Genomic DNA, 26,218 nt, shown 5'->3' on the forward strand with positions numbered 1-26,218 from the left:
CACCCTAACGGGAACGACCGTCACACACCAAAGTCGTTCGGTCACGCAGCGTGTCAGGCGAACGGGTGTGTCAGAGCGCGGCGCCGGGGGTCGGCGGGACGTAGTCGAAGGCGCGCGCCGTGTTGGCGGCCAGGGCGGTCGCCATGGCGTCCTCGTCGAGGCCCCGGACGGCCGCCATGGCCCGCACGGTGAGCGGGATCAGGTACGGGGCGTTGGGTCGGCCGCGGTAGGGCGCCGGGGTGAGGTACGGGGCGTCGGTCTCCACGAGCACCAGTTCCAGCGGGGCCACGGCGAGGGCCTCGCGCAGCGGGGCGGCGTTCTTGAAGGTGACGGTCCCGGCGAACGACATGTAGTAGCCGGCGGCGGCGCACTCGCGGGCCATCTCGGCGTCCCCCGAGTAGCAGTGGAAGACGGTGCGTTCGGGCGCGCCCTCCTCGCGCAGGATGCGCAGCACGTCGGCGTGGGCCTCGCGGTCGTGGATGACCAGGGCCTTGCCCCGCCGCTTGGCGATCTCGATGTGGGCGCGGAAGGAACGCTCCTGCGCCGCCGTGCCCTCGGGGCCGGTGCGGAAGAAGTCGAGGCCGGTCTCGCCGACCGCCTTCACGTGGTCGAGCGCCGCGAGGGCCTCGATCTCGGCGAGCGCCTCGTCGAGGGCGCCGTCGCCGCCGCCGGGCCGGGCTCCCTGCCGGGACCAGCCGTCCGGATCGCCGTGGACGATGCGGGGGGCCTCGTTCGGGTGGAGGGCGACGGCCGCGTGGACGTTCTCGTACGCGGCGGCGGTCTCGGCGGCCCAGCGCGAGCCCTTCACGTCGCAGCCCACCTGCACGACGGTGGTCACGCCCACCGAGGCGGCCTTGGCGAGGCCCTCCTCGACGGTGCCCGACTGCATGTCCAGGTGGGTGTGGGAATCGGCGACCGCCACCCGCAGCGGTTCGGGCGGCGGGGGCGGTGCGTCGTTGGCGGTACGGCTCATACGGCCGATCCTATGACCGGGGCTCCGGGACGCCTCCCCGCGTCCCGTGCGGGGGCGGGCTCAGGACCGGCGCAGCCGCCGCGTCAGCCGGGCCAGCAGTCCGGGGCGCTCCTCCCCGTCGGTCACGGCCACCGGCCCCGGGGCGGCGTGCGCCGGGGGCGACTTGCGGGGCTTGGGCGTGCGCGGGGTGTTCGCCCCGGCCGGGACGGGTCCGGCGATGCCGGGCGCGACGGGGTGGTGATAGAGGCGGTCGAGCGTACCGAGTACCGACTTGACCTGACCCTCGCGCATGATGCGGACCACGTGGCCGCCGCAGTTCACGCACGTCGGGTTGGAGAGCGGGGACGGGACCCGTTCACCCTGGACCGTGTAGACGATGACGGGCCGGCCCTCGCCGTCGACGTGGTGTTCTATCTCGTAACCCTGCTCCCAGCCGTACCCGCACTTCATGCAGGCGAACGAGTACGCCTCGTGCACGGTCTGGACGTTGCGCTTCGAGGGCGCCGGGACGACGGGGGATTCGGCGGTGGCGGCGACGACGGGTCCGGGTACCGGGGTGTCTGCGATCTCTGTCATGCCAGCTCCTCTGTTCCACTGGTGCATAGCCAGTGGACGCCTCTTGAGGCGGGAGCGCATCAGGCCCTGTCGACTGTTGGACGGCCTTTGGCCGAGTCATGCCCAAAGTGCCCGATGCACGGTCTGAGCTTTGCTTTTCAGGCCCGGTCTTTACCGATTCCGGGCGCCTTTTGTGCCGCGTTCTTTGCCGCGACAACCGCGTCGAAAACGTCCCGCTTGGGTACGCCCGCCTCGGCGGCGACGGCGGCGATGGCCTCCTTGCGACGCTCCCCCGCCTCCTCGCGCACCCGCACCCTGCGCACCAGCTCCTCGTCGTCCACGTCGCCGGGTCCGGCGGCCGGGGCCCCCTCGACGACGACCGTGATCTCCCCGCGCACGCCCTCGGCGGCCCACGCCGCCAACTCGCCCAGCCCGCCGCGCTTGACCTCCTCGTACGTCTTGGTCAGTTCGCGGCAGACGGCCGCCCGCCGGTCGGCGCCGAAGACCTCCGCCATGGCGGCCAGGGTGTCGTCGAGCCGGTGGGGCGCCTCGAAGTAGACGAGGGTGCGGCGCTCCGCCTCGACCTCGCGCAGCCGGCCGAGGCGCTCGCCGGCCTTGCGCGGCAGGAAGCCCTCGAAGCAGAACCGGTCCACGGGCAACCCGGACAGGGCGAGCGCGGTCAGCACGGCGGAGGGCCCCGGCACGGCGGTGACCTTGATGTCCTTCTCCACGGCGGCGGCGACCAGCCGGTAGCCGGGGTCGGACACCGAGGGCATGCCGGCGTCGGTGACCAGCAGCACCCGCTTGCCGGCCTCCAGGGCCTCGACGAGTTCGGGGGTGCGGGCGGACTCGTTGCCCTCGAAGTACGACAGGACGCGCCCGGTGGTGTGCACACCGAGCCCCTGGGTCAGCCTCCGCAGCCGCCGGGTGTCCTCGGCGGCGATCACATCGGCCCGCTCCAGCTCGGCCCCGAGCCGGGGCGGGGCGTCGGCGAGATCGCCGATCGGGGTGCCGGCGAGCACGAGCACACCGGTGGAAGGGGAGGTCTCGGCGCCGCGGGGCTGGTCAGTCGTCACCCGCCCATCCTCTCAGGAGCCCCACCCGGCACGCCCCGGGCCGCCCCGGCGCTGGGGTTCCCGCGGACGCGTTCCCTACGATGACCCGGTGACCAGTACCGCGACGCCGCCGCCCAGCCCCGCGGGGGCCCCGCCCGCCCCCTCGGGCGGACGCGACTCCGAGCCCGAGCCGTCCGTCTGGCTCCGCCGTCTGCGGGGCTTCGGCTACGCGCCGCGGACCCCGGACGCGGACGTCCGTACCCGCCTCGTGCCCCCGTACGCCCGCCCCTCCGCACAGTTGTGGACGGCGCTCGGCGTGCCGGCCGCGGCGGCGGTCACCTGGCAGCGGGTCCTGGCGTGGGCCGGGCCGCTGCTGGTGGCCCTGGTCGCCGGGGTGCTGCGGTTCGTGCACCTGGGCAGCCCCAAGGCGGTGATATTCGACGAGACGTACTACGCCAAGGACGCCTGGGCCACGATCCGACAGGGCTACGAGGCGAGTTGGCCCAAGGACATCGACAAGTCGATCCTGTCCGACCCGGACGGGGTGGCGCTGCCGCTGGACCCGGGCTACGTCGTGCACCCGCCGGTCGGCAAATGGGTGATCGGCATCGGCGAGTGGATGTTCGGCTTCGATCCGTTCGGCTGGCGGTTCATGACCGCCGTGCTCGGCACGCTGTCCGTGCTGATGCTGTGCCGGATCGGCCGCCGGCTCTTCCGATCCACCTTCCTCGGCTGCCTGGCGGGCGCGCTGCTGGCGGTGGACGGCCTGCACCTGGTGATGAGCCGCACGGCCCTCCTCGACCTGGTGCTGATGTTCTTCGTCCTGGCCGCCTTCGGGGCGCTGGTCGTCGACCGGGACAAGGCCCGGGCGAAACTCGCGGCGGCGCTCCCCGTGGACGAGGACGGACGCACCCGCCCCGACCTCGCCGTCGCGGAGACGCTGCGGCTGGGCCTGCGCCCGTACCGGATCCTGGCGGGCGTCTGCCTGGGTCTGGCGTTCGGCACCAAGTGGAACGGCCTGGTGATCCTGGCCTTCTTCGGGATCCTGACCGTCCTGTGGGACACGGCCGCGCGCCGCACCGCCGGCGCGGGCGCCCCGTACGCGGCGATGCTGCGCAAGGACGCGCTGCCCGGCTTCCTCTCCACGGTGCCGGTGGCGATCGGCGTGTACCTGGCGTCGTGGACGGGCTGGATCCTCAGCCCGGACAACGGCAAGGGCGGCTACTTCCGCGACTGGGCCGCCAAGAACGACCAGCACAGCTCGCTGTCCTTCCTGCCGGAATGGCTGCGGAGCCTGTGGCACTACGAGACCGAGGTCTACAAGTTCCACGTGGGCCTGACCTCGGGCCACACCTACGAGTCGAACCCGTGGAGCTGGCTCGTGCTCGGCCGGCCCGTCTCGTACTTCTACGAGTCCCCCGCACCCGGCACGGACGGCTGCCCGGCCACGGAAACCGCCAAGTGCGCCCGCGAGGTACTGGCCCTGGGCACGCCCCTGCTGTGGTGGGCCGGCTGCTTCGCGCTGCTGTACGTACTGTGGCGGTGGCTGTTCCGCCGCGACTGGCGGGCGGGCGCCATCACGTGCGCGCTGGCCGCCGGCCTGCTGCCCTGGTTCAACTACCAGGAGCGGACCATCTTCTTCTTCTACGCGGTGGTCTTCGTCCCGTACCTGTGCCTGGCCGTGGCGATGATGATCGGCGCGATGCTCGGCCCGGCGGGCTCCTCGGAACGCCGCCGCGCGATCGGCGCGATCGGCGCGGGCGTACTCGTCCTGCTGATCGTCTGGAACTTCATCTACTTCTGGCCCATCTACACGGGCCAGTCCCTCCCGATGGACTCCTGGCGCGGCCGCATGTGGCTGGACACCTGGGTCTAGCGCCACGGAAGCACCCGACGGGCCCGACACCTGACGGTGCCGGGCCCGTGGTGGTTGTTGGTGGTGGTCGCCGGCCGTCCTGGGCCGCCCCTCGACGGCCCACAGACGGCCCAGATCTACTGGCTGGCGGATTTACAGACCCCTCCCGAGCCCGCAGCAAAAGGCCTTTTGACCTGCTGCGGAGATCAGCAGCGGCGGGCGCACCGAGTCCCCCGTCCACACCACGTCCTGATCTTGTTTGGCGCCGTTAGGCCGCGGGAACCGCCCACTCGATCGGTGAGGGGTGACCGATGGGGGCGTAGACGATCTTCGTGGGGCGCTGGTCGCCGGGAACCGGAAATGGGATCTTGCCGCGCACACAGTCGCCGGCCTTGACCACCGTGGGCATCGTCGGAAACTCGGGCTTCGGCAAGTCGCCACCGTTCAGACCTGTCACTTGAAATCGGGCCCCATCGGCGTAGGCGAGAGACCAAGGCTCTTGATTCGTTGAGATGTCCGGGCCCTGTGTGTTGCACACCTTCACGTCGACTGCGGCCCATACTCCCTTGCCGTCAACCCCCAACCCCTCTCCAGGCGGAGTGACTCCCTTGACCGGTTGCTCATAACTCAGCACAACGGTGGTGCCGATGGCCTGCCCCCGGGCCGCGTCTCCCCAACTCGTGGGTTGGCCAACCTTGAGTACTGCGGCTAGGGCGCTCCGCTCTGGGCTCGGCGTAGAAGCAGGAGCCGGGGTCGCCGGCGACGACGCGCTCCTCTTGGCTGATGGATCACCGTCACCACCCGAGCAGGCCGTCACCCCCACGAGGATGGATATGCCGAGAGCAGCCGTGCGAGTGCGCATGTTTCTCCCCCACTAGACGGACGCAAGGCGATCATGCCGGGTGCGCGCCAGTACGTCTTCCGAGTCACAAAAAATGCGTCTCAGTGCCCGCGTCTGCGGCCCGCAGCCCTGGGGCGTCCCGGTCGCTATAGAACCCAGAGGGGTGGCCCTTGGCGGGCCACTCACAAGCGTTGAGTCATACGTCCGCGCCTGATGTCACGAGATCCTTCGTTTCCCCTCCACGGCGGATAGAGGTAGATACGATTCGCGCAGGGAAGGGCAAAATCTCCAGCGGGGTGGGATCTAGTGAGCGTGAGTAGCGGATTTCGGGCCTGGCGGGACCGAGCTAACACTATTGGCTACATTTCTGGCGGCACAGAGGTGCAGGCCTTCATGCTCCGTCAAGTATTGAGTCAACTTCCATGCATGGCGGACGAAAACCTGTCGCTACTGACTCCTGACGGAAAAGAAGTGAGCACTAATTGCGAAACGCTATGCGCCACGCAGCTTTCGACGTCTGGCTTGGTCGAGCGTCGAGGTAAGGGTGAGTGGGCGCCCAGTAAGTTCGCGGTCGAATGGCTGAAGTCTGATGACGCATCATCTTTGGCTACACATTTCCAGAATCACGTGAAGTTTTTCGGTGAGCTACTCGACTCCATCGGGGTTGACACGACCCATGCAGATCTTCTCGAAATCGCCAAGTCATCCTACGGCCTCGCCTGGAATAGTCTCGACCAGGTTCGCCGCCGTACAGGCTGGCTCAGAAGCCTGGGAATGGTTGAGCTTTGGGGACAAAAGGTCGTGCGCACGGCCGACGGCGACGCACTGTTGACATCCCTCCCCCTCTGCCTGCCAGAAGAGGCACTCGGCGGCGGGGAGGAAAATATGGAAAACGTCCCGAAGAGTGTTACCGACTTTCTCTCGCAGCACACGAAGATTGACCAGGACGAACTCCGTAGGAGGCGGCCGCTAATTGGCTATATTCCGAGGGGAACCAAGGGTACGGCTCGCGATGATGACGCTTCCCTGACACCGATTGGCGCCATCAGGAAAATTGTCGGAGTACTTGGCACCGGTATGACCGTCGAGGACTTCAGAGAGAGCTGCCGGAGCGAGTTGGGGATCAGCAAGTCCTCGCTTGAATCAACGCTTCACACTCTGCGCCACATGAAAATTATCGAGCAGTCGGCGTTCAATTTCTATTCCCCCACCCAGGAGGCCACTCGCCTCACCGGCCAGGGAATGGAGGTTGAGCTAGTCGCATTCCTCCACACCAGGTACGCGTTCTTCGGCGAGATTCTCAACCATCTGGACACACCCACCTCAACCTCGTCTTTGACGGGTCTAGCTCGGGAGAGCTACGGATACACGCAGGCCTCTAATGGAGAAATCCGCTTGCGCCTTGGATTTCTCCAGGATGCCGGTCTGGCCGAACGGGTGGACTGGCAAAGGTTTCGCATTACGGGGTCAGGCAAATCGATTAGATCGCTGCTGAGTATGCAGACCCAAGGGACCGAGAGCGAGATCTCAGTACAGCAGAGCACACAAGCCGACAAGGATTTGGCTCTCACTCAAGTTATCGAAGCGTTGGGTCGCCACAGCAGAGACGGGAACGAGAGCAGAGAATTTGAAATTGCCGTCACCGAGGCCTTCAGAATTCTCGGATTCCTGACCGAGCACTTGGGTGGCCCCGGCAATACTGACGTACTGAGCCGTGCAGAACTTTCACCTTCGGACCGATATAGTGTAATCATCGACACTAAGAGCTCCGGCACGGGTGTGGTTGCGGAGTCGAGTGTGAAGTTCGACGCCCTGCGCGAACACAAGAGGAAGCATGCAGCCGATTACGTCATCGTTATCGGCCCTAGCTTCGCGAACCGCCTAAAGAATTGGGCGATCGAAAACAGCGTACTCCTGATCGAAGTTGCCGAACTTGTATCGATCTTGGAGCGCCATGTCATTAACCCGCTACCCCTGATGGAATTTCGGGAGATCTTCGCGCGCGTCGACGCACCTAAAGACGAGCTGATGGAGCGATACGACCATTTGCAACGCCGCTCCTCCCTATTGCGGAAGATTTTGGATCTCGCCTTCCAAGAGGCCACCGACGAAGACCCCATTGCTGCCGGGTATATCAGTGTGGAAAACATGGCCTATGCGCTGAGGAAAGAAGTCGCGCCACGGCCGTCAGCGAACGAAATCCGCGAATCACTTGAATTCCTATCCAACCCGATGATTGGAGCGCTAGAGGAGGATAAGGGTCGCTACAAACTGGCCGACTCTACCGGGAATATCGCCCTCAGGCTTTCCGGTCTCAGCATCTCGCTCTCGTAGCGCCACCTCTCACGCTTTCCAGCATGCTTTCGCCGTCACTGTTCTGTGAGGCGTCCACGAGCGGGACGGTCGGACAGACGCGGCAGCCGTTCGGGCGAGGGCAGAGGGCAGAACCTCCGCAGGATTTGCTGCGTACGGGGCAGTTCAAGGCCCCCGTCGGCTGAGACGTTCAGCGCGCGTTCCCATGCTCCGGCTCGCAATCCGGCGGTTCTGGCCCACGTCTGGCCCACCGAGCCCCAACACGGCCGACGGAGGTTAGACCCTTCTGCGCTGACTCGGAACGGCGATGTACAACTGCTGGAGACCGTGCAGAGCGGCATGGAAGCCAGCCGCGATCTCGCGGGCCCTCTCCTCAGTCTCGATCGGGTACAGGGAGATGTAGTCAGGTGCAATGTTGGCCTGCGTCACCGTGCCAGCGAGTACCAATGCTTCAGCAGCGGACCGAAGGACTGTCATTGCTTCGTCCGGGATCCTGGGCCCGCTGCTAGTCATAGCGTCGAGCTCCACCTTCCAGCGCCGGCCCTGACGAGCGACGCATACAAAGATCGCGTTGTTGGTCTTGGCGCTTCGATAGGCCGCGTGGTGAGCTTCCGGATCGGTGCAGTCGAGGATGAGTGCAGCTGGGAGAGGCGTTCCGAGCATCGGTATGCACCCATCGTCGCAGGCGCTCACCCCAGAAATCAGGCAAACAGGAGGTCGGCCACAGCCCTGATCGTTCGGAATGTCATCCGTCGCCGTCAGGCCGCGAGCATCTACCGCCTCCGCGCACACCCCGCCTGAGGCCGGGCCGGCCGGGCAACGCAGAAGGCCCCGGCCGGTTTCCCGGTCGGGGCCTTCAAGTGCCCGGTGAGGCACTGGCAGAGGATACGAGATTCGACTCGTGAGGGGTTGCCCCCCAACACGCTTTCCAACTGTCCGCGTGGCCGTTCACGGGGGTTCGCGGCGTCCGCGCAGCAGCCCAGACAGCGCGCTTGCACGGCGGTGAAGCCAGGCGGCCGTCCGCGCACTGGACAAAGACCGGGACAACGGATCTGGCATGGCGGGCCCGCATTGCCGTTCCCGGAGTTGCGGGGAGCAGCCGCGGACCTGGGCGTTGAAAAGCGCGGCCGGAGGTTCATCCCCGCGCGTGCGGGGAGCAGGCTTGCTGAGCTGGGACGGTATCCGGCTCGGCCGGCACTTTGCAGTACTTTCGCCGATTCCGGCGTACCGGGCGAAGGCCACAGACCCCCGGCCGGCATCTGGCGCGGCTCGCGCCCACCGCATGACGCGGCGCCCCGGGTGAGCGGCCCGCGGCCCGCCCGTGCCGGCGTCACCTGGACACCCGGAGTCGCGCGCAACCGCGCCCACCCCCAACGCTCCACCCCCGTCGCCGCGTTCGGCGTGTGACGGGCGGCACGTTCCGGTCCGGTAACAACACGCGCAACACGCGCTCGCTCAGCGTAATGTCCACACCAGGGGTTCTTGAACATGTTCAGAGAACCGTGGCTCCTGGGGAGGGGACGCAAGTGAACGGGGCGGCGAAGGGTGCCATCATCGGCGGGGTGTTCCTCGCGATGGTCGGCGGTGCCGGGTACGGCATGTACTCACTGGTCGGCGACACCGGCGGGGAGAAGGACGACACGGTTGCCGGCAAGACGGCGACCGGCGCGTCGAGGGGCGAGGGCCCGGTCACCGAGAAGGAGACCGCGGAGGCCGCGAAGGGCTTCCTGACGGCATGGGCGGCCGGGGACGAGCGCACGGCGGCCGACTGGACGAACAACGCGTCCGAGGCGCTGTCGGCGGTCGCCGACTTCAAGACCAGGGCCTACGTGTCCAAGGCGGTGATCACCCCCGGCACCCCGAGCGGCACGACCGTGCCCTTCAAGGTCGAGGCCGAGGTCACCTACGAGGGCACGACCAAGCCCCTCGCGTACGAGTCCCGGCTCACCGTGGTCCGCGGACTCAGCACCGGGAAGGCCCTGGTCGACTGGCAGGCCTCGGTGATCCATCCGGACCTCAAGCGCGGCGAGCGGCTGCGCGCGGGCACGCCGGCCAGTCCCCCGGTCAAGCTGGTGGACCGCAACGACCAGGAACTGACCCCGGAGAAGTACCCGTCGCTGCGGCCCGTGCTGGCCCAACTGCGCGAGGCCTACGGCAGCAAGGCCGGCGGCAAGGCGGGAGCGGAGCTGTGGATCGAACCGGCCACCGCCACCGCCACTACCGCCACCACCGCCCAGGACGGTGACGCCGGGCAGGACGGCGGCGGCAGACGCACGCTGTTGACCCTGGTGGCGGGCGAGCCGAGCACGCTCAAGACGTACCTGGACGCGAAGGTGCAGGCGGCGGCGGAGCAGGCGGTGGCCAAGTACCCGGAGTCCTCGGTGGTGGCCGTCAAGCCGAGCAACGGCCACATCCTGGCAATCGCCAACCACCGCAAGGACGGCTACAACGCGGCGATGACGGGCACGCGCGCACCCGGCTCGACGATGAAGATCGTCACGGCGGCGATGCTGCTCGACCGGGGCAAGGTGGCCGCCGACAGCCCCGCCCCGTGCGACAAGACGGTCTCCTGGGGCGGCCGTTCCTTCCACAACCTGAGCAACTTCCAACTGCCGGCGGGCACGAACTTCGCGACGAGCTTCGCCAAGTCCTGCAACACCGCCTTCATCAAGCAGATCAAGGAGGTCGACGAGGACGCCGCGCTGTCGAAGGAGGCCACGGAGGTCTTCGGCATCGGCCTGGACTGGAAGACGGGCATCAAGTCCTTCGACGGCAAGGTTCCGGTGACGACCGGAGCGGAGTCGGCGGCCGAGTACATCGGGCAGGGCCAGATCACCATGAACCCGCTGAACATCGCGTCCATCACGGCGACGGCACGCAGCGGCCGGTTCCACCAGCCCCTGCTGGTCTCCCCCGAGCTGGACGGCCGGCCGACCGCGACGGCGGCGCGCACGATGAAGTCGTCGGTGCGCGGCCAACTCGTCTCCATGATGCGGCTGACGGCGACCAGCGGTACCGGCGCCGACGCCATGGCCTCGGTCGGCGGCGACAAGGGCGCGAAGACCGGTTCGGCGGAGGTGGACGGCGCGGCGAGCCCGGACAGTTGGTTCACGGGCTTCAGCGACGACGTGGCCGCGGCGGCGATGGTCGAGGGCGGCGGCCACGGCGGTGCCGCGGCGGGCCCGATCGTGGCGGCGGTCCTGCGTTCCTGACCCCGCCGTACGAGCGTGCGTCCGGCACCCGCCGTACGAGCGGGCGCACGGGACACGGGGGCACCCGCCATACAGGCGTGCGCACGGCACCCGCCGTACGCACCCACCCCCGGATCCCCGGATCCCCGCGCCCCGACCCCGCACGCCCCCGCCGACCCGCACGCCCCGACCCGCGCCCGCGGCAAGGCCCCGCTCAGAGGGACGCGCGTACCGCCCGGACCAGGGCCTGTGCGCGGGGGTCGGCGGTGACCGACTTGGCCAGGGAGTTGGTGACGTACCCGAAGCCGATGCCCGCCTCCGCGTCGGCGAAGGCCAGCGAACCGCCGCGTCCCGGGTGCCCGAAGGAGGCCGGGGACAGCAGCGGGGAGGCCGGACCGTGCAGCATGTAGCCGGGGCCGAAGCGGGTGTTGACGACGAGTACCCGGTCCGGTCCCGAGGACAGTTCCGAGGACGCCAGGGCCGCGGTCTCGGGGGTGAAGAGGCGGGTTCCGTCCTCGGTGTCGCCCAGCAGCGCGGCGTAGAAGCCGGCCAGGGCCCGGGCGGTGCCGATGCCGGCCGAGGCGGGCAGTTCGGCGGCCCGGTAGGCGGGGTCGTTCTCGTCGGGCAGGGGGTCGATGGCCGCGAAGGCGCGTCGGGTCGGCGAGTGCGGGTCGGCGTAGGCCTCCGAAACGTTTCTGCGCGGCCGGGTGCGCAGCGCTCCCGCCGACGCCGGCGGCTCCACCGGTCCGACCCTGCCGACCCGTCCCGCCTCGGCGTCGGGCAGCCCGATCCAGAAGTCCAGTCCCAGCGGGCCCGTGACCTCCCGCGCGAGCCACTGCCCCACCGACATCCCGGTCACCCGGAGCACCAGTTCCGACAGCAGCCAGCTGTACGTCTGCGCGTGGTAGCCGTGGTCCGTGCCGGGCTGCCAGAAGGCGGTCTGTTCGGCGACGGCCCGCGGCCCGCTCTCGCCGTCCGCCGCCTGGGCCGGCGTCAACGGTCGGTCCAGCGCCGGGACGCCCGCACGGTGTGCCAGCAGGTCGCGGACCCGTGCCCGCTCCTTGCCGCCCGCCTTGAACTCCGGCCAGTGGGCTCCGACCGGCGCGTCCAGGTCCAGCAGCCCCCGCTGGTGGAGAAGCAGCGGGACGGCCGCGGCGACGCCCTTGGTGGCCGAGCGCACGACCTGCGCCGTGTCCGCGGTCCAGGGCGCGCCGCCGCCCGAGCCATCGGCCCCGCCGCCCGAGCCATCGGCTCCGGCGCCCGAGCCATCGGTCCCGGCGCCCGGTCCGCCGGTCGCGGATCCGCCCGGGCCCCGGGGGTCGCCGCCGTCCACGTCCTTCGTGCCGGCCCACAGGTCCACGACCTTGCGGCCGTCGCGGTACACGGCCACGGCCGCGCCCCGGTCCCCGAGCACCTCGAAGTTGCGCGCGAACGCGTCCCGGACGGCCTCGAAGCCCTCCGTCACCTCACCATGGATCTCCACGACGGTTCCAACAACCGACCGCGGGCGCTTATGCCGCCGGGGCCGGGGTCCCGGGGCCCGGCGCGGCGGTCGTCGGCGTCGGCGTCGGCGGTGTCACCGAACGCGGATCGAAGCCGAAGGGGAGTTCCAGCCGGTGGGCGCCCATCAGTTCCTCGTCGCACAGCAGGTCCTGCGTCCGCCCGTCGGCGGTGATGACCCCGTCGCTGAGGATCACCGCGCGCGGGCACAGTTCCAGCGCGTACGGCAGGTCGTGCGTGACCATGAGCACCGTCACGTCCAGCGAGCGCAGGATGTCGGCCAGCTCGCGCCGCGAGGCGGGGTCGAGGTTGGAGGAGGGCTCGTCCAGGACCAGGATCTCGGGCCGCATCGCCAGTACGGTGGCCACCGCCACCCGTCGGCGTTGACCGAAGGACAGGTGGTGCGGCGGCCGGTCCGCGAAGGCGGCCATGCCGACCTGTTCCAGCGCCTCCCGGACCCGCCGCTCCAGTTCCGCGCCCCGCATGCCGGCGGCGGCGGGGCCGAAGGCCACGTCCTCGCGCACGGTGGGCATGAACAACTGGTCGTCGGGGTCCTGGAAGACGATGCCGACCCGGCGGCGGATCTCGGCGAAGTTCCGCTTCTCCACGGGCAGCCCGGCCACGGTCACGGTGCCGACCCCGCCGGCGAGGATGCCGTTGAGGTGAAGGACGAGCGTGGTCTTCCCCGCGCCGTTGGGGCCGAGGAGGGCGACGCGTTCCCCCTGCCCGACGGTCAGGTTCACGCCGAAGAGGGCCTGGTGTCCGTCCGGGTAGGCGTAGGCGAGGCCGGAGACGTCCAGCGAGGGCGGTGCGGGGGTCGAGGGGGCGTTCACGGCGTCCATCCCATCACGTCCACGGTGTCCATCCCACCCGGCACGTCCACCCCACCCGGCACGTCCATCACGTCCACGGCATCCACCTCACCCATCCCACCCATCCCACCCATCACGTTCACAGCGTCCACCCCGTCACGCAGACGGCGAGCGCCGCCAGCGGGAGCACGGCCGCGTACGCCCACTGGGCGCGCGTGGCCGCGACGTCGTCGATCACCGGCATCGAGCCGGAGTAGCCGCGGCTGACCATCGCGAGGTACACGCGCTCGCCGCGCTCGTAGGAACGGATGAAGAGCGCTCCGGCCGTCTTGGCCAGCACCCCCCAGTGCCGGATCCCGCGCGCCTCGAACCCGCGCGAGCGGCGGGCGATCGACATCCGGCGGAGTTCGCCGCCGATCACATCGCCGTACCGGATCATGAAGGAGGCGATCTGGACCAGCAGTGGCGGCAGTTTCAGCCGCTGGAGGCCGAGGAGCAGCGCCCGCAGTTCGGTCGTCGAGGCGAGCAGGACGGAGGCGGCCACGCCGAGGGTGCCCTTGGCGAGCACGTTCCAGGCGCCCCACAGGCCGGAGACGCTCAGCGACATGCCGAGCACCTCGACCCGCTCGCCCTCCGCCACGAAGGGCATGAGTACGGCGAAGGCGACGAACGGCACCTCGATCAGCAGCCGGCGCAGCACGAAGGCGGCCGGGATCCGGGCGACGGCCGTGACCGCCGCGAGCAGGAGGGCGTACAGGCCGAAGGCCCACATCGCCTCCCGCGGTGTGGACACGACGACCAGCACGAACGCGAAGGTCGCGGCGAGCTTGCAGTGCGGCGGCAGGGCGTGGATGGGCGAGTGCCCGTGCCGGTAGAGCTTGTGGATGTGGCCGGCCCCCATGTCAGGCGGTGGGCACTGCGGTGGAGGTGGCGGTCAGGTCCTCGGCGCGGCGGCGCCGGACCACCCAGAAGATGCCGGTGCCGACGACGACGGTCACGCCGACGCCGATGATCCCGGCGAGGCCGCCGGAGAGTCGGGCGTCGCCGACGCCCTTGACGCTGTAGTCGGCGACGGGGGAGTTCGCGGAGGCGTGCTCCTCGACGTGGGCGTCGATGCCCTTGTCGGCGGCGACCTTCTCCAGCCCGTCGGGGCTGGCGGAGGCGTAGTAGGAGACGACACCGGCCAGCACGAGGGCGGTGGCCAGGCCGGTGATCCACACGGGCTTGGTGGAGCGGGCGGCGGCGACGGGCACGGGGGCGGCGGTCGGGACGTCGACGAGTTCGCCGTCGACGCGCAGCTTCAGCGGCGTGGCCAGTCCGCGCGCGCCGTGGACCAGGTCGGGGCGGACGGCCAGGACGGCGCCCACGGTCGCGGCCGTGATGACGGCCTCGCCGATGCCGATGAGGACGTGTACGCCGACCATGGCGGTGAACACCTTGGCCACCGGGATGTCGGTCGTCCCTCCGACGGCGTAGATCGCGGTGAAGGCGGCGGCCGCGCCGGGCACCGAGAGCAGCGCTCCGAGGAAGGCGGCGGTGGTGATCGAGGCCCGGCCGGTCGGCAGCACCTTGACCAGGCCGCGGAAGATCGCGTAAGCGATCACCACGGTGACGACGCCCATGACGGTGATGTTCACGCCGAGGGCCGTCAGACCGCCGTCGGCGAAGAGGATGCCCTGCATGAGCAGGACCACGGACACGCAGAGCACGCCCGTGTAGGGGCCGACGAGGATCGCGGCGAGGGCCCCTCCCAGCAGGTGGCCGCTGGTGCCGGCGGCGACCGGGAAGTTGAGCATCTGCACGGCGAAGATGAAGGCGGCGACCAGGCCGGCGAGCGGTGCGGTGCGCTCGTCGAGCTCGCGGCGGGCGCCGCGGAGGCTGACCGCCACCGCGCCCGCGGCGGCGACGCCCGCGGCTATGGAGACGGGGGCGTCGATGAAGCCGTCGGGGACATGCATGTGTCTGCTCCGCTTCCTGCGGTAAGGCTCACGGCGGTAAGGCTCATGGCAGTGGGGCGCATGGGGGCTCGGGCCGGTGTTGCGCTGACAAAATCTTTAACCGTTCAAGAATAGTGCCCACTTGCAAACCATTGGCAAGAGCGTACGCGCCTCGAATAGTGGCGCGCGGATTCGTGGGAATGTGCGACGCTGGGGTCAATACAGACGCATATGTTCCGATTTGTAGGAGCCGTGTCGATGTCAGCGACCGCCGATGATCCCCGCGTGACCGAGGTGACCACCGCCGTGGAGGAGCGCGTCCGCGCCCGTGTGATCACGGACGATCCGCTCTACCGGGCGATTCCGGTCCTCCTGCGGTTCACCTCCGCCGAGCCGCTGGCGGTACGGATCGTCTTCCCCGCCGACCTGTCCCCCGAGGGCACGGACAACGAGTGGGTCTTCCCCCGCGCCCTCCTGGAGGCGGGCCTGACCGCCCCGACCGGGACCGGTGACGTACGGGTCTGGCCGTGCGGCCGGGTACAGGCGATCGTCGAGTTCCACTCCCCCGAGGGCGTCGCCGTGGTGCAGTTCGACCTCTCGGCGCTGCGTCGTTTCCTGCGCCGTACGTACGCCCCAGCCCCCGCCGCGACGCCCGCCGTCGAGCACGCCACCCGTTAGGCCCAACGCCACCGCACCCACCGGCGGGCGCGAACGCGGCCGGCCCCGCACCCGGTGTTCGGGTGCGGGGCCGGCCTCTCGTACGCGACCGCGCCGGTCGGGCGCCGTCGGTCAGGCACTGACGGTCAGATGTCGACGGTCAGACGCCGACAGTCAGGCGTTGACCAGCTCGCGGTCCTTGTCCGGACCGTCCGAGGAGTCGCCGGAGTCGCCGAGGTGCTTGCGCAGGCTCTCGCCCTCCACATCCACGTTCGGCAGGAGCCGGTCGAGCCACTTCGGCAGCCACCAGGCCTTGTGGCCGAGCAGCGCCAGTACCGCCGGGACGATCGCCATGCGGACCACGAAGGCGTCGAAGAAGACGGCGACGGCCAGACCGAAGCCGATCATCTTGACCATCTGCTCACTGGCTCCGATGAAGCCCGCGAACACGGCGATCATGATGACGGCGGCGGCCACGACCACCCGCGCGCTGTACTGGAAGCCGGTCACGACGGCCTGGCCCGGCCGCTCGCCGTGGACGTACGCCTCCCGCATGCGGGTGACCAGGAACACCTCGTAGTCCATGGCCAGGCCGAAGACCACGCCCACCATGAAGATCGGCATCATCGACATGATCGGACCGGTCTGCTCCACCCCGAAGAGCGAGCCGAGCCAGCCCCACTGGAAGACCGCGACGACCGCGCCGAGGGCCGCGACGACCGACAGCAGGAAGCCGAGGGCCGCCTTGAGCGGGACCAGGATCGAGCGGAACACCAGCATCAGCAGCAGGAAGGCGAGGCCGACCACGAGCGCCAGGTAGGGCAGCAGCGCGTCGTTCATCTTCTGCGAGAAGTCGATGTTCATCGCGGTGGCGCCGGTGACGAGGACGTCGTCGCCGCTGCCGTCGCGGATCTCGTGGACCAGGTTCTCGGTCTCGACCGAGGAGGGCCGGTCCTTCGGGATCACGTTGATGATCGCCGCGTCGCCGTCCTTGTTCGGCATCGGCGGCATGACCGCCACGACGCCGTCCAGACCCTTGATCCGGTCGACCGTGGAGTCGGCGAGCGCCTTGTCGCCGTCTACGACGATCATCAGCGGGCCGTTGAAGCCGGGGCCGAAGCCGTCGGACAGCAGGTCGTACGCCTTGCGCTGGGTGGTGGAGACCGGCTGGGCGCCGTCGTCCGGCAGGCCCATCTCCAGCTTGCTCGCCGGGATGGCGATCACGCCGAGGCCGATCACACCGACCAGCAGCACCATGATCGGGCGGCGCAGGACGAAGCGGGCCCAGCGGGTGCCGCCGTTGGCCTTGGGCTCGGCGCCCTCGACCTTCGGCCTGCCCTTGCCGAACAGCTTGCTCTTGGCGCCGGCCGGCAGGACCTTCTTGCCGGCGAAGCCCAGGATGGCCGGGACCAGGGTCAGGGCCACGAGGACCGCGATGACCACCGTGCCGGCGGCCGCGACGCCCATCTTGGTCAGCATCGGGATGTTGACGACGGCCAGGCCCACCAGGGCGATGACCACGGTCAGACCGGCGAAGACGACGGCGGAGCCGGCGGTTCCGGCGGCCCGGCCGGCGGCCTCGTCGCGCTCACGGCCCTCGGCGAGCTCCGCGCGGTAGCGGGAGACGATGAAGAGGGCGTAATCGATGCCGACGGCGAGGCCGATCATCATCGCGAGCGTGGAGGTGGTGGAGCCGAGGTCCAGCACGTTGGCGAGGGCCGTGATGCTGGAGACACCGATGCCCACGCCGATCAGCGCGGTCAGCAGCGGCAGTCCGGCCGCGATCAGCGAGCCGAAGGTGATGACCAGGACGATCGCCGCGATGGCGATGCCGATGATCTCGCCGGAGCCCGTCTCGGGCGCGGCCATCAGCGCGTCGCCGCCGATCTCGACGGTGAGCCCGGCGTCCTGGGCGGCCTTGCCGGACACCTTCAGGGCGTCGCGGGCGTCGTCCTTCAGCTCCATGCCGCTGACGTCGTACTTGACGCTGACGTAGGCGGTGGAACCGTCCTGGCTGACGGCCTTCACCTGGTAGGGGTCGTCGATCTTGGCGATCTGCTCGGCGCCGGGGCCGTTCTGCAGACCGGAGATGATCTTCTCGACCTCGGTCTTGGTGCCCGGGTCGGTGACCTTGGCGCCCGCCGGCGCCTTGACGACGATACGGGCGGTGGCGCCGTCGGCGGCCATGCCCGGGAAGCGCTGCTCCAGCAGATCGAAGGCCTTCTGGGCCTCCGTGCCGGGTATCGAGAAGGAGCCTGAGGTGGGTGCGGACGCCGAGGCCGCGCCGAAGCCGGCGACGAACAGCAGCGCCACCCAGACGAGGGCGACGAGGCGCCGGCGCCGGAAGGCGCCCTTGCCGAGGCGGTAGAGGAAGGTGGCCACGTCGGTGGTTCTCCCGTTCGGGTCGTGGGATGGGACAGGGCGTGGTGAGCCGGCCCGACGACGAGAGCGGCGTGTCAGGAGCAGCGATACGGGTCGTGCGTGGAACTCAGACGCCGAGGGCGGGGAAGACCACGGCGTCCAGGAACTGGCCGAGGAACGTCCGGTCGACCGACCGGTCCTCGATCAGCGGGAGCGCGATGAACGCCCCGATGAGCATGTGCGGTACGAAGTCGAGCGCCGGACAGTCAGGGGCGATCTCGCCCCGGTCCACCGCGCGCTGCAACATCATCTGGAGCCCGTTGATCTCGGGATCGACCAGCAGGTCGCGCAGTGCCTGGTGGAGTTCCGGGCTCTCGTGGACGGCATGGGCCAGACCCCGCATCAGCGCGGTGTCCTTGGCCATCTGCGTGTCGTCGGAGTGCTCGACCATCAGGGCGAAGTCCCCGCGCACGCTGCCCGTGTCGATCTCCCGGAGGGAGACCGGCTGGGTGCAGCGCAGGGCCTTGGCCACCAGCTCGGGCTTGCTCCCCCACTGGCGGTAGAGCGTGGCCTTGCTGGACTTGGTGCGGGCGGCGACCGCGTCCATGGTCAGCGCCTCGTACCCGACCTCGCGGAGAAGGTCGAGGACCGCCCCGTGGAGTTCGGCTTCCCGCTCGGGGGTGATCCGGCTGCGCCGCGACGCGACCTCTTCGGGCATCTCCGGTCCTCCCATCCGAACGAAACGGTTTCGTACTCCTTCGAGCCTACCCTCCCTCCGAACGAAACGAAACCGTTCCGTTTCGCTTCGGTGAGTGTCATGGATCACCTGTACGAGTTGCCAGGGCCCTCCTGCGCGGAAAGCATTGGGGGGTGAGTCACGACGTCGCGTACCTCCGGTTCCCGCACCTGCACGACGACCTGCTGTGTTTCGCCACCGAGGACGACCTCTGGGTGGCACCTCTGGCCCCGCCCGACGGCCCGGCCGGCCGCGCCTGGCGGATCACCGTCGACCGGACCCGGGTCGGCCACCCGCGGTTCTCCCCCGACGGCCGGCACATCGCCTTCACCACCTGGCGCAGCCTCGACCCCGAGATCCACCTCGCGCCCGTGGACGGCGGTCCGGCCCGCCGGCTCAGCCACTGGGGCTCCACCGACACCCGCGTCTGCGGCTGGACCCCGCCCGACAAGGACGGCCGCAGCGACATCCTGGCCGTCTCCTCGCACGCCCAGCCCTTCTCGTACTACTCCTGGGCCTACAGCCTGCCCACCGACGGCAGCCCCGGCGGCAAGCTCCCCTGGGGCCCGGTGTCCGACATCGCCGTGCGGGAGGAACCGAACGGCGAACGCCGGACCCTGCTGCTCACCGGCAAGCCCCCGCACGAGCCCGCCGCCTGGAAGCGGTACCGCGGCGGCGCCACCGGCCGGCTCTGGCTGCACGGCCGACGGCTGCTGGAGGACGTCGAGGGCCACCTCGACTCGCCGATGTTCGTGGCCGGCCGGATCGCCTTCCTCTCCGACCACGAGGGCATCGGCAACCTCTACTCCTGCCTCCCCGACGGCACCGACCTGCGGCGCCACACCGACCACGCGGAGTTCTACGCCCGGCACGCCTCCAGCGACGGCTCCCGGGTCGTCTACCAGTGCGCGGGCGACCTCTGGCTCGTGGACTCCCTCGCCCCGGACGCCGTCCCGCGCAAGCTGGAGGTCCGCCTCGGTGGCCCCCGCGCCGGCCGGCGCAGCTATCAGATCCCGGCCGCCAACCACGTCGACTCCCTCTCCGTCGACGCGACCGGCCGGGCCAGCGCCGTCGTCGTGCGCGGCAGCCTGTACTGGCTCACCCACCGCGACGGCCCGGCCCGCACCATCGCCGACACCCCGGGCGTACGGGTCCGGCTGCCGGAGATGCTCGGCAGCGGCGGGCAGGTGGCGTACGTGACCGACGCGGAGGGCGAGGACGCGATCGAGATCGCCTACCTGCCCCGCGCCTCCGGCGACCGCGAACCCCGCCGGCTGGCCTCGGGCCGGCTGGGCCGCGTACTGGAACTGCTCTCCGACCCGGACGGGGAGCGGCTCGCCGTCGCCTCGAACGACGGCCGGCTGCTGCTGATCGACGCCACCGAGGAGTCCGACGGGGAGGTCACCGAGCTCATCCGGTCCATCAACGGGCCCGTCACCGACATCGCGTTCTCCCCCGACGGCTGTTGGCTGACCTGGTCGCACCCGGGCATCGGACGCTCGCTGCGCCAGATCAAGATGGCCCGCATCGCCGGCCCCGGCACCCGCACGGTCGTGGACGTCACCAACGGCCGCTTCGACGACGAGAACCCGGTGTTCACCCGGGACGGCCGGTTCCTCGCGTTCCTGTCCTGGCGCGGCTTCGACCCGGTGTACGACGTCCACACCGGCGACCTGTCCTTCCCGCTGGGCTGTCGCCCGTACCTGGTGCCGCTGTCCTCCGCGACCCCCTCGCCCTTCGCCTTCTCCCCCGACGGCCGCCCGGCGGCGGGCGGACTCGACCCGGTGGAGGGCGAGTCCGGCGACGGGGACGGCTCGGTGACCGTGGAAGTGGAGGGGCTGGAGAGCCGGGTCACGCCCTTCCCCGTGACGGCGTCGAAGTACTCGGCCCTGTACCCGGTGAACGGCGGCGGCCTGGTGTGGCTGCGCTGGCCGATCTCGGGGGCGCTCGGCGAGACCTTCGCCAACCCCTCCGACACCAGCGGCAAGCCGACGCTGGAGCACTACGACATCTCCAAGGCCCGCAAGAGCGAACTCGCCTCCGGACTGGACTGGTTCGCGGTCAGCGGCGACGGCACCCGGCTGGTGATCAACGACGACGGCGACCTGCGGGCCGTCCCGTCGACCGAGTCGGGCGACGGCGACTCCACCGTCTACCTGGACCTGCGCCGCATCCTGCACGAGGTGGACCCGGCGGCCGAATGGCGCCAGGCGTACGAGGAGGCCGGCCGGCTGATCCGCGCCTACTTCTGGGAGCCCGACATGTGCGGCATCGACTGGGACGGGGTGCTGCGCCAGTACCGCTCCCTGGTCGAACGCGTCGCCTCCCCCGACGAGTTCGCCGACCTGATGCGCGAGGTCCTCGGCGAACTGGGCACCTCGCACGCGTACGTGTCCCCCGCCCGCCGCAACGAGGGCCCGCCCCACTACCAGCGGGCCATCGGCCTGCTCGGCGCCAACCTGGTGTGCCGGGACGGCGCCTGGATGATCAAACGGATCCTGCCCGGCGAGTCCTCGGACTCCAAGGCCCGCTCCCCACTGGCCGGCACCGGCATCCGCGAGGGCGCCGTGCTCACGCACATCGACGGCCGCCCGGTGGACCCGGTGACCGGCCCGTACCCGCTGCTGGACGCGGCGGGCGGCACCACCGTCGAGTTGACCTTCGAGCAGGAAGGCGAGGGCCGGGCCCGCCGTGTCGCGGTCGTCCCCCTGATCGACGAACGGCCGCTGCGCTACCAGGACTGGGTGTCCAAACGCCGGTCGGTGGTCCGCGAACTCAGCGGCGGCCGGTGCGGCTACCTCCACATCCCCGACATGGGCGGCTCGGGCTGGGCGCAGTTCAACCGGGACCTGCGGATGGAGATGTCCCGGCCCGCGCTGATCGTGGACGTGCGCGGCAACGCCGGCGGTCACATCAGCGAGTTGGTCGTGGAGAAGCTGACCCGCTCGATCCTCGGCTGGGACCTGACGCGCAACGCCCAGCCGGTGTCGTACGCCTCCAACGCGCCCCGGGGCCCGATCGTGGCCCTGGCCGACGAGGCGACCTCCTCCGACGGGGACATGATCACGGCGGCGTTCAAGCTGCTGGGGCTGGGCCCCGTGGTCGGCCAGCGCACCTGGGGCGGGGTGGTCGGCATGACCGGCCGGCACGTCCTGGGCGACGGCACGGTGATCACGGTGCCGATGAACGCGGCCTGGTTCCCGGAGTACGGCTGGTCGGTGGAGAACAACGGCGTCGAGCCCGACCTGGCGATCCTGCGCACGCCGCTCGACTGGGCGGAGGGCCGGCACGCGGTACTCGACGACGCCGTCCACCTGGCGTTGGAACTGTTGGAGCAGGACCCGGCGGCGGTACCCCCGGGCTACGCGGACGCCCCGGACCTGCGACGCCCGAAGTTGCCGCCGCGCCCGGCCGGTTCGTAGCCGCAGCGCGGGAACCTCGAAGGGGCGGGACCGCGCTCGCGGTCCCGCCCCTCGTCACACGGTCCTCGTCCCACCGGTCCCGACCCGCCCCTCGGCCTACTTCTCGAAGGGCCCGTCGAGCGTGTCACCGGGTCTGGCGGCCTGGTCCCGTACCGCCGACGGCATCGGGTCCCCCGGCGCCGCCTTCACCTCGTCCCTCGCTTCCCGGGCCTTCGCGGCCCTGCGTTCGAGTTCTCTCGCCTTGACCTGGAACTGCTCCCTGATAGACATGCGCCCAGACTTCCACGCGCCCGTTAAGTGCGCATTTCGGACACTTAACGGTCGAGGTTCGGTCCGGATTCGGTCGAGGTCCGGCCGTATCGGCCCCTTCGTGACCATCGGCATGATCAGCGGGACGCGCTGCGCCCCTGCTCGTCCGCGGCCCCGCCGGCCCCGACGAGCCCCTTGGAGACGCCGCCGAGCCTCGGTTCGAAACGCGCCATCTCGCGCTGCCCGACGGTCGCGATGATCCCCGGCAGGTAGCCGCGCATGCCCTGCATGCCCCGCAGCCACCACTGCGCGTACACGTGCGGCGAACGCCGCTCGATGCCGGCCACGATCCGGTCGACGGCCGGCCCCAGCGGGTACGTGCGGTTCGAGGGCCACGGCAGCCGTTGCCGGAGCTCCCGCATGACCTCGTCCTGGTCGGCGCCGCGCACCATGTCGGTGTCGGTCCAGGAGAGGTAGCCGACGCCGACCTTGACGCCCTTGTACCCGACCTCGGCGCGCAGGCAGTGCGCGAAGGCCTCGACACCGGACTTGGAGGCGCAGTACGCCGTCATCATCGGCGCCGGGGTGATCGCGGCGAGCGAGGCGATCTGGAGGAAGTAGCCGCGGCTCTCCATCAGCACGGGCAGGAAGGCCCGGGCGGTGACGGCCCCGCCGATCAGGTTGACCTCGATCACCCGGCGCCACGCGTCGGGGTCGGAGTCGACGAACGGCCCGCCGGCGGCGACGCCCGCGTTGGCGACGACGATGTCCACCTTGCCGAAACGCTGCTTGACCTCCTGCGCGACCCGGGCCATCGCCTCGTGGTCGGTGACGTCGGCGTGCCAGTGGTCGCTCTCGGTGTGGAGCCGCTCGGAGACCTCCTTGAGGGCCTCCGGCTCCAGACCCACCAGGGCCACCTTCGCCCCGCGCGCGGACAGCTTGCGGGCGAGGAGTTCACCGACCCCGCGGGCGGCGCCGGTGACGACGGCGACCTGGCCTTCCAGACTCCTGCGAGCGCTCACGGCGTCTTCTCCTTCGGGAATGTGTCGTGGTCGTGCCGGTCGCCGGCGCTTCCCGCGTACAGGGCGGTCAGCTCGCGCACGGCACGGGTGACGGCCTCGGGGGCCTCGATCGGGGTCATGTGTCCCATGCCGGTCAGCTCGGTGAGCCCGCGGCAGTCGGGCAGCGCGGCGGCCAGGCGGCGGGCGTGAGCGATGGGCGTCAGGCGGTCGCCGGTACCGGCGAGGACGGCGGTGGGCACGGTCAGCCGGGCCAGATTCCCGCCCAGGTCCAGGTCGGCCAGGACCTGGGACCAGGCGTACCGGACGGCCGCGGGGCAGCCGTGCACGATGCGGGCGACGGCCTCGACCCGGTCGGGCGCGGTACCGGGCCCCATCGTGGCGTACTTGAGCACCTTGCTCGCGACGGGCGTGACCGGCCCGAGCGGGGCGCGGGAGCCGAGCACCGCCCTGGTGATCCTGGTCCGCACGCGTCCGGCGCGCACCGGCAGCACCAGCGCCTCGGCGACCAGCCCCCCGCTGCCGGTGCTGCACAGCAGGGTGGCCGCGACGTGTTCGGTGAACTCGGGCCGCCCGGCGGCGGCCATGACCGTCATGCCGCCCATCGAGTGCCCGGCGACGACGGCCCGTTCACCGGGCGCGAGGGTGGCCTTGAGCACGGCCACCAGGTCGTCGGCGAGGGCGGTCGTGCTGTGCCGGAGCCCGACGGGGCTGCGGCCGTGGCCGCGCTGGTCGTAGGCGATGACCCGGTGGTCGCGGGCCAGGTCCCGTGTCTGGGCGGCCCAGAAGGCGGTGGAGCAGGTCCAGCCGTGGGCCAGCACCACCGCCGGGGCGCCCGCCTCGCCGTGTACCTCCACGTGCAGCCGGGCCCCGTCGGCGGAGACGGCGGTGAGTTCCCGGCCGGCGACCGGGGGCGCGTAGGGCCCGGACGTGACGTGGGCGGGGCGCCGGCTCACGCGGCGCTCCCGTCGGCCGTGACGGCCGCCGCCGGGGCGCCCTCGGGCACGGCGGCCCCGGGCGCGCCCACCTCGGCCTCACCGGCGCGGGAGGCCGGGGCGGACGGGGCGATCGGGGCGGAGGGGGCGATCGGGGCGCTCCCCGACACCGACCCCGCGGCGACCCGCTCGGCTCGCGGTATCCCGCCCTTGCGGACGACCTCGTACTCGGCGAGGTCGACGGTGCGGGTCTCGCGGCGGAACGCGCCGGTGGTGCCCGGCCAGACCGTCGTGTTGAGCCCGTTGGCGTCCAGGTACCAGCTGGTGCAGCCGCCGGTGTTCCAGACGGTGCGTTCCATCCGCGACTGCACCTGCCGGTTCCACGCGTTCACCGCGGAGGGCCTGGCCGCCAGCGCGGTCCGGCCTCCCAGGGTGTCCAACTGCCGCAGGTAGTCGGCCATGTAGTTCAGCGCCGACTCGATCATGAGGATCATCGAGCTGTTCCCGAGACCGGTGTTCGGTCCGATGATCGTCATCCAGTTGGGGAAGCCGGCGGCCGTCGCGCCGCGGAGCGACTTCATGCCGTCCTTCCACGCGTCCGCGAGGGTCTGGCCGTCGGCGCCGACCACCCGGTCGGCGATCGGCATGTCCGTCACGTGGAACCCGGTGCCGAAGACGATCGCGTCCACCTCGGTCTCGGTCCCGTCGGCGGCGACCAGAACCGAGCCCCGGATCTCCTTGAGCCCGGAGGCGACCAGATCGACATTGGGCCGAGCCAGCGCCGGGTAGTACTCGCTGGACAGCAGGATGCGCTTGCAGCCGATGCGGTACGAGGGCGTCAGCTTGGCCCGCAGGCCCGGGTCCTTGATCGAACGCGCCATGTTGGCCTTGGCCAGGGACTCGACCAGGCCGAGCTGGTTCGGCCGCTTGGTGAAGGCGCTGACCTGAAGTTCGCGGATCCCCCACAGCAGCCCGCGCCGGGCGGCCTGGGTGAAGGGCAGCTGCCGGTGCAGCCGGCGCTCGAAGGCGGAGACAGCCCGGTCGGTGCGCGGCATCACCCACGGCGGGGTGCGCTGGAAGAGCGTGAGGCGGTCCACGTCGGGGGCGATGGCCGGCACGATCTGGATGGCCGAGGCGCCGGTGCCGATCATGGCGACGCGCTTGCCGCGCAGGTCGTAGTCGTGGTCCCAGCGGGCCGAGTGGAAGACCTTGCCGGGGAACTCGGCGAGCCCGGGGATCTCGGGCATCTTCGGGTCCGACAGCGGCCCGGTCGCGGAGACCACCACGTCGGCGGTGAGGTTCCCGGTCGAGGTCTCGATCTCCCACCTCAGCTCGTCGGCGTCCCAGCGCATCAGCCGGACCTCGGAGTTCAGCCGGATGTGCGGCCGCAGCCCGAAGGTGTCGGCGACCTGCTCCAGGTAGGCCCGGATGTGCGGCTGGCCCGAGAAGGTCCGGGGCCAGTCGGGGTTGGGCGCGAAGGAGAAGGAGTAGAGGTGCGAGGGCACGTCGCAGGCGCACCCCGGATAGTTGTTGTCGCGCCAGGTGCCGCCCACGGAATCGGCGCGCTCCAGCACGACGAAGTCCGTGATCCCCTCGCGGCGCAGTCGTACGGCGGCACCGAGCCCGCCGAACCCGGACCCGATCACCGCCACCCTCACGTGCTCGCGCCCGTCCACGCCGTCACCCATGCCACCCATGCCCGCCGCCTCCGCTTCCGCAGTCCCAGCCCAGCCCAGTCACAACCACCAGTGCAACACTGCCAGCAATCACTGGCACAATCGGGAGAGTAGAGCAGCCCCGTACTCAT

At 70.5% G+C, this 26,218-nt stretch carries 19 protein-coding genes; 5 read left to right on the forward strand and 14 right to left on the reverse strand.

Going from position 1 to position 26,218, the window contains the following annotated elements:
- Positions 1–70: 70 nt before the first annotated feature.
- From ADK55_RS16735 to rsmI, 3 genes are all read right to left on the reverse strand, one after another.
- Positions 71–973, reverse strand: a complete 903-nt coding sequence (locus ADK55_RS16735) for a TatD family hydrolase (protein WP_053679517.1) — start codon at positions 971–973, stop codon at positions 71–73.
- A gap of 60 nt (positions 974–1,033) precedes the next feature.
- A complete protein-coding gene (locus tag ADK55_RS16740; RefSeq protein WP_371591390.1) occupies positions 1,034–1,549 on the reverse strand; it encodes a hypothetical protein in 516 nt (171 codons plus the stop codon).
- A 137-nt stretch (positions 1,550–1,686) separates the two neighbouring features.
- Positions 1,687–2,604 (reverse strand): 16S rRNA (cytidine(1402)-2'-O)-methyltransferase, encoded by a 918-nt coding sequence (gene rsmI, locus ADK55_RS16745; protein ID WP_053679519.1) that lies wholly within the window; start codon positions 2,602–2,604, stop codon positions 1,687–1,689.
- Between the two features lie 88 nt (positions 2,605–2,692).
- Here rsmI and ADK55_RS16750 point away from each other — a divergent pair, with 88 nt between their 5' ends.
- The gene (locus tag ADK55_RS16750; protein WP_053679522.1) at positions 2,693–4,459 is read left to right on the forward strand and encodes a phospholipid carrier-dependent glycosyltransferase; all 1,767 of its coding nucleotides are present in this window, start codon (positions 2,693–2,695) and stop codon (positions 4,457–4,459) included.
- Between the two features lie 247 nt (positions 4,460–4,706).
- Here the strand turns inward: ADK55_RS16750 and ADK55_RS39230 are convergent, their stop codons facing one another.
- Entirely contained in the window at positions 4,707–4,871 is a 165-nt protein-coding gene (locus ADK55_RS39230) for a hypothetical protein (RefSeq protein ID WP_199826546.1), read from the reverse strand.
- A gap of 834 nt (positions 4,872–5,705) precedes the next feature.
- Here ADK55_RS39230 and ADK55_RS16755 point away from each other — a divergent pair.
- Both ADK55_RS16755 and ADK55_RS16765 read left to right on the forward strand, forming a co-directional pair.
- Positions 5,706–7,613, forward strand: coding sequence for a hypothetical protein (locus tag ADK55_RS16755; protein WP_159041425.1), 1,908 nt, complete (start codon positions 5,706–5,708; stop codon positions 7,611–7,613).
- A gap of 1,505 nt (positions 7,614–9,118) precedes the next feature.
- Positions 9,119–10,804, forward strand: a complete 1,686-nt coding sequence (locus ADK55_RS16765; RefSeq protein ID WP_107089211.1) for a penicillin-binding transpeptidase domain-containing protein — start codon at positions 9,119–9,121, stop codon at positions 10,802–10,804.
- Between the two features lie 193 nt (positions 10,805–10,997).
- Here the strand turns inward: ADK55_RS16765 and ADK55_RS16770 are convergent, their stop codons facing one another.
- From ADK55_RS16770 to ADK55_RS16785, 4 genes are all read right to left on the reverse strand, one after another.
- Complete coding sequence (locus ADK55_RS16770) at positions 10,998–12,266, reverse strand: serine hydrolase domain-containing protein (RefSeq protein WP_053679527.1); 1,269 nt, start codon at positions 12,264–12,266, stop codon at positions 10,998–11,000.
- A gap of 28 nt (positions 12,267–12,294) precedes the next feature.
- Entirely contained in the window at positions 12,295–13,125 is an 831-nt protein-coding gene (locus ADK55_RS16775) for an energy-coupling factor ABC transporter ATP-binding protein (RefSeq protein ID WP_053679529.1), read from the reverse strand.
- Between the two features lie 109 nt (positions 13,126–13,234).
- The gene (cbiQ, locus tag ADK55_RS16780) at positions 13,235–13,996 is read right to left on the reverse strand and encodes a cobalt ECF transporter T component CbiQ (RefSeq protein WP_053679531.1); all 762 of its coding nucleotides are present in this window, start codon (positions 13,994–13,996) and stop codon (positions 13,235–13,237) included.
- Position 13,997: 1 nt separating this feature from the next.
- Positions 13,998–15,053: an energy-coupling factor ABC transporter permease gene (locus tag ADK55_RS16785; RefSeq protein ID WP_053679533.1), complete on the reverse strand. Its 1,056-nt coding sequence runs from the start codon at positions 15,051–15,053 to the stop codon at positions 13,998–14,000.
- 264 nt (positions 15,054–15,317) lie between these two features.
- Here ADK55_RS16785 and ADK55_RS16790 point away from each other — a divergent pair, with 264 nt between their 5' ends.
- A complete protein-coding gene (locus ADK55_RS16790) occupies positions 15,318–15,710 on the forward strand; it encodes an SsgA family sporulation/cell division regulator (protein WP_234350080.1) in 393 nt (130 codons plus the stop codon).
- 153 nt (positions 15,711–15,863) lie between these two features.
- Here the strand turns inward: ADK55_RS16790 and ADK55_RS16795 are convergent, their stop codons facing one another.
- Positions 15,864–18,071: an MMPL family transporter gene (locus ADK55_RS16795; protein WP_053679538.1), complete on the reverse strand. Its 2,208-nt coding sequence runs from the start codon at positions 18,069–18,071 to the stop codon at positions 15,864–15,866.
- Positions 18,072–18,177: 106 nt separating this feature from the next.
- Entirely contained in the window at positions 18,178–18,768 is a 591-nt protein-coding gene (locus ADK55_RS16800) for a TetR/AcrR family transcriptional regulator (protein ID WP_053679743.1), read from the reverse strand.
- Positions 18,769–18,920: 152 nt separating this feature from the next.
- Here ADK55_RS16800 and ADK55_RS16805 point away from each other — a divergent pair, with 152 nt between their 5' ends.
- The gene (locus ADK55_RS16805) at positions 18,921–22,208 is read left to right on the forward strand and encodes a S41 family peptidase (RefSeq protein ID WP_053679540.1); all 3,288 of its coding nucleotides are present in this window, start codon (positions 18,921–18,923) and stop codon (positions 22,206–22,208) included.
- Between the two features lie 96 nt (positions 22,209–22,304).
- Here ADK55_RS16805 and ADK55_RS38580 read toward each other — a convergent pair whose 3' ends face one another.
- The 4 genes from ADK55_RS38580 to ADK55_RS16820 all read right to left on the reverse strand — a co-directional run bounded on the left by ADK55_RS38580 (position 22,305) and on the right by ADK55_RS16820 (position 26,108).
- Positions 22,305–22,478 carry a hypothetical protein gene (locus tag ADK55_RS38580; protein ID WP_159041426.1) on the reverse strand — a complete coding sequence of 58 codons (174 nt, stop codon included), beginning with the start codon at positions 22,476–22,478 and terminating at the stop codon, positions 22,305–22,307.
- Between the two features lie 116 nt (positions 22,479–22,594).
- Positions 22,595–23,479 carry an SDR family oxidoreductase gene (locus ADK55_RS16810; protein WP_053679542.1) on the reverse strand — a complete coding sequence of 295 codons (885 nt, stop codon included), beginning with the start codon at positions 23,477–23,479 and terminating at the stop codon, positions 22,595–22,597.
- Positions 23,476–24,432, reverse strand: coding sequence for an alpha/beta fold hydrolase (locus ADK55_RS16815; protein ID WP_053679544.1), 957 nt, complete (start codon positions 24,430–24,432; stop codon positions 23,476–23,478). Before ADK55_RS16815 ends, ADK55_RS16810 begins: the two co-directional genes overlap by 4 nt.
- The gene (locus ADK55_RS16820) at positions 24,429–26,108 is read right to left on the reverse strand and encodes a flavin-containing monooxygenase (RefSeq protein WP_234350081.1); all 1,680 of its coding nucleotides are present in this window, start codon (positions 26,106–26,108) and stop codon (positions 24,429–24,431) included. The genes ADK55_RS16815 and ADK55_RS16820 overlap by 4 nt, the downstream gene beginning before the upstream one ends.
- Between the last annotated feature and the right edge of the window lie 110 nt (positions 26,109–26,218).

The organism is Streptomyces sp. WM4235, from assembly GCF_001279725.1.
Classification (GTDB): Bacteria; Actinomycetota; Actinomycetes; order Streptomycetales; family Streptomycetaceae; genus Streptomyces.

Coding starts and splice junctions, on each gene's coding strand:
- ADK55_RS16785 (WP_053679533.1), bottom strand. CDS start 15,053: ATGCATGTCCCCGACGGCTTCATCGACGCCCCCGTCTCCATAGCCGCG.
- ADK55_RS16820 (WP_234350081.1), bottom strand. CDS start 26,108: ATGGGTGGCATGGGTGACGGCGTGGACGGGCGCGAGCACGTGAGGGTG.
- ADK55_RS16740 (WP_371591390.1), bottom strand. CDS start 1,549: ATGACAGAGATCGCAGACACCCCGGTACCCGGACCCGTCGTCGCCGCC.
- ADK55_RS16800 (WP_053679743.1), bottom strand. CDS start 18,768: ATGCCCGAAGAGGTCGCGTCGCGGCGCAGCCGGATCACCCCCGAGCGG.
- ADK55_RS16755 (WP_159041425.1), top strand. CDS start 5,706: ATGGCGGACGAAAACCTGTCGCTACTGACTCCTGACGGAAAAGAAGTG.
- ADK55_RS16775 (WP_053679529.1), bottom strand. CDS start 13,125: ATGGACGCCGTGAACGCCCCCTCGACCCCCGCACCGCCCTCGCTGGAC.
- cbiQ (WP_053679531.1), bottom strand. CDS start 13,996: ATGGGGGCCGGCCACATCCACAAGCTCTACCGGCACGGGCACTCGCCC.
- ADK55_RS16735 (WP_053679517.1), bottom strand. CDS start 973: ATGAGCCGTACCGCCAACGACGCACCGCCCCCGCCGCCCGAACCGCTG.
- ADK55_RS38580 (WP_159041426.1), bottom strand. CDS start 22,478: ATGTCTATCAGGGAGCAGTTCCAGGTCAAGGCGAGAGAACTCGAACGC.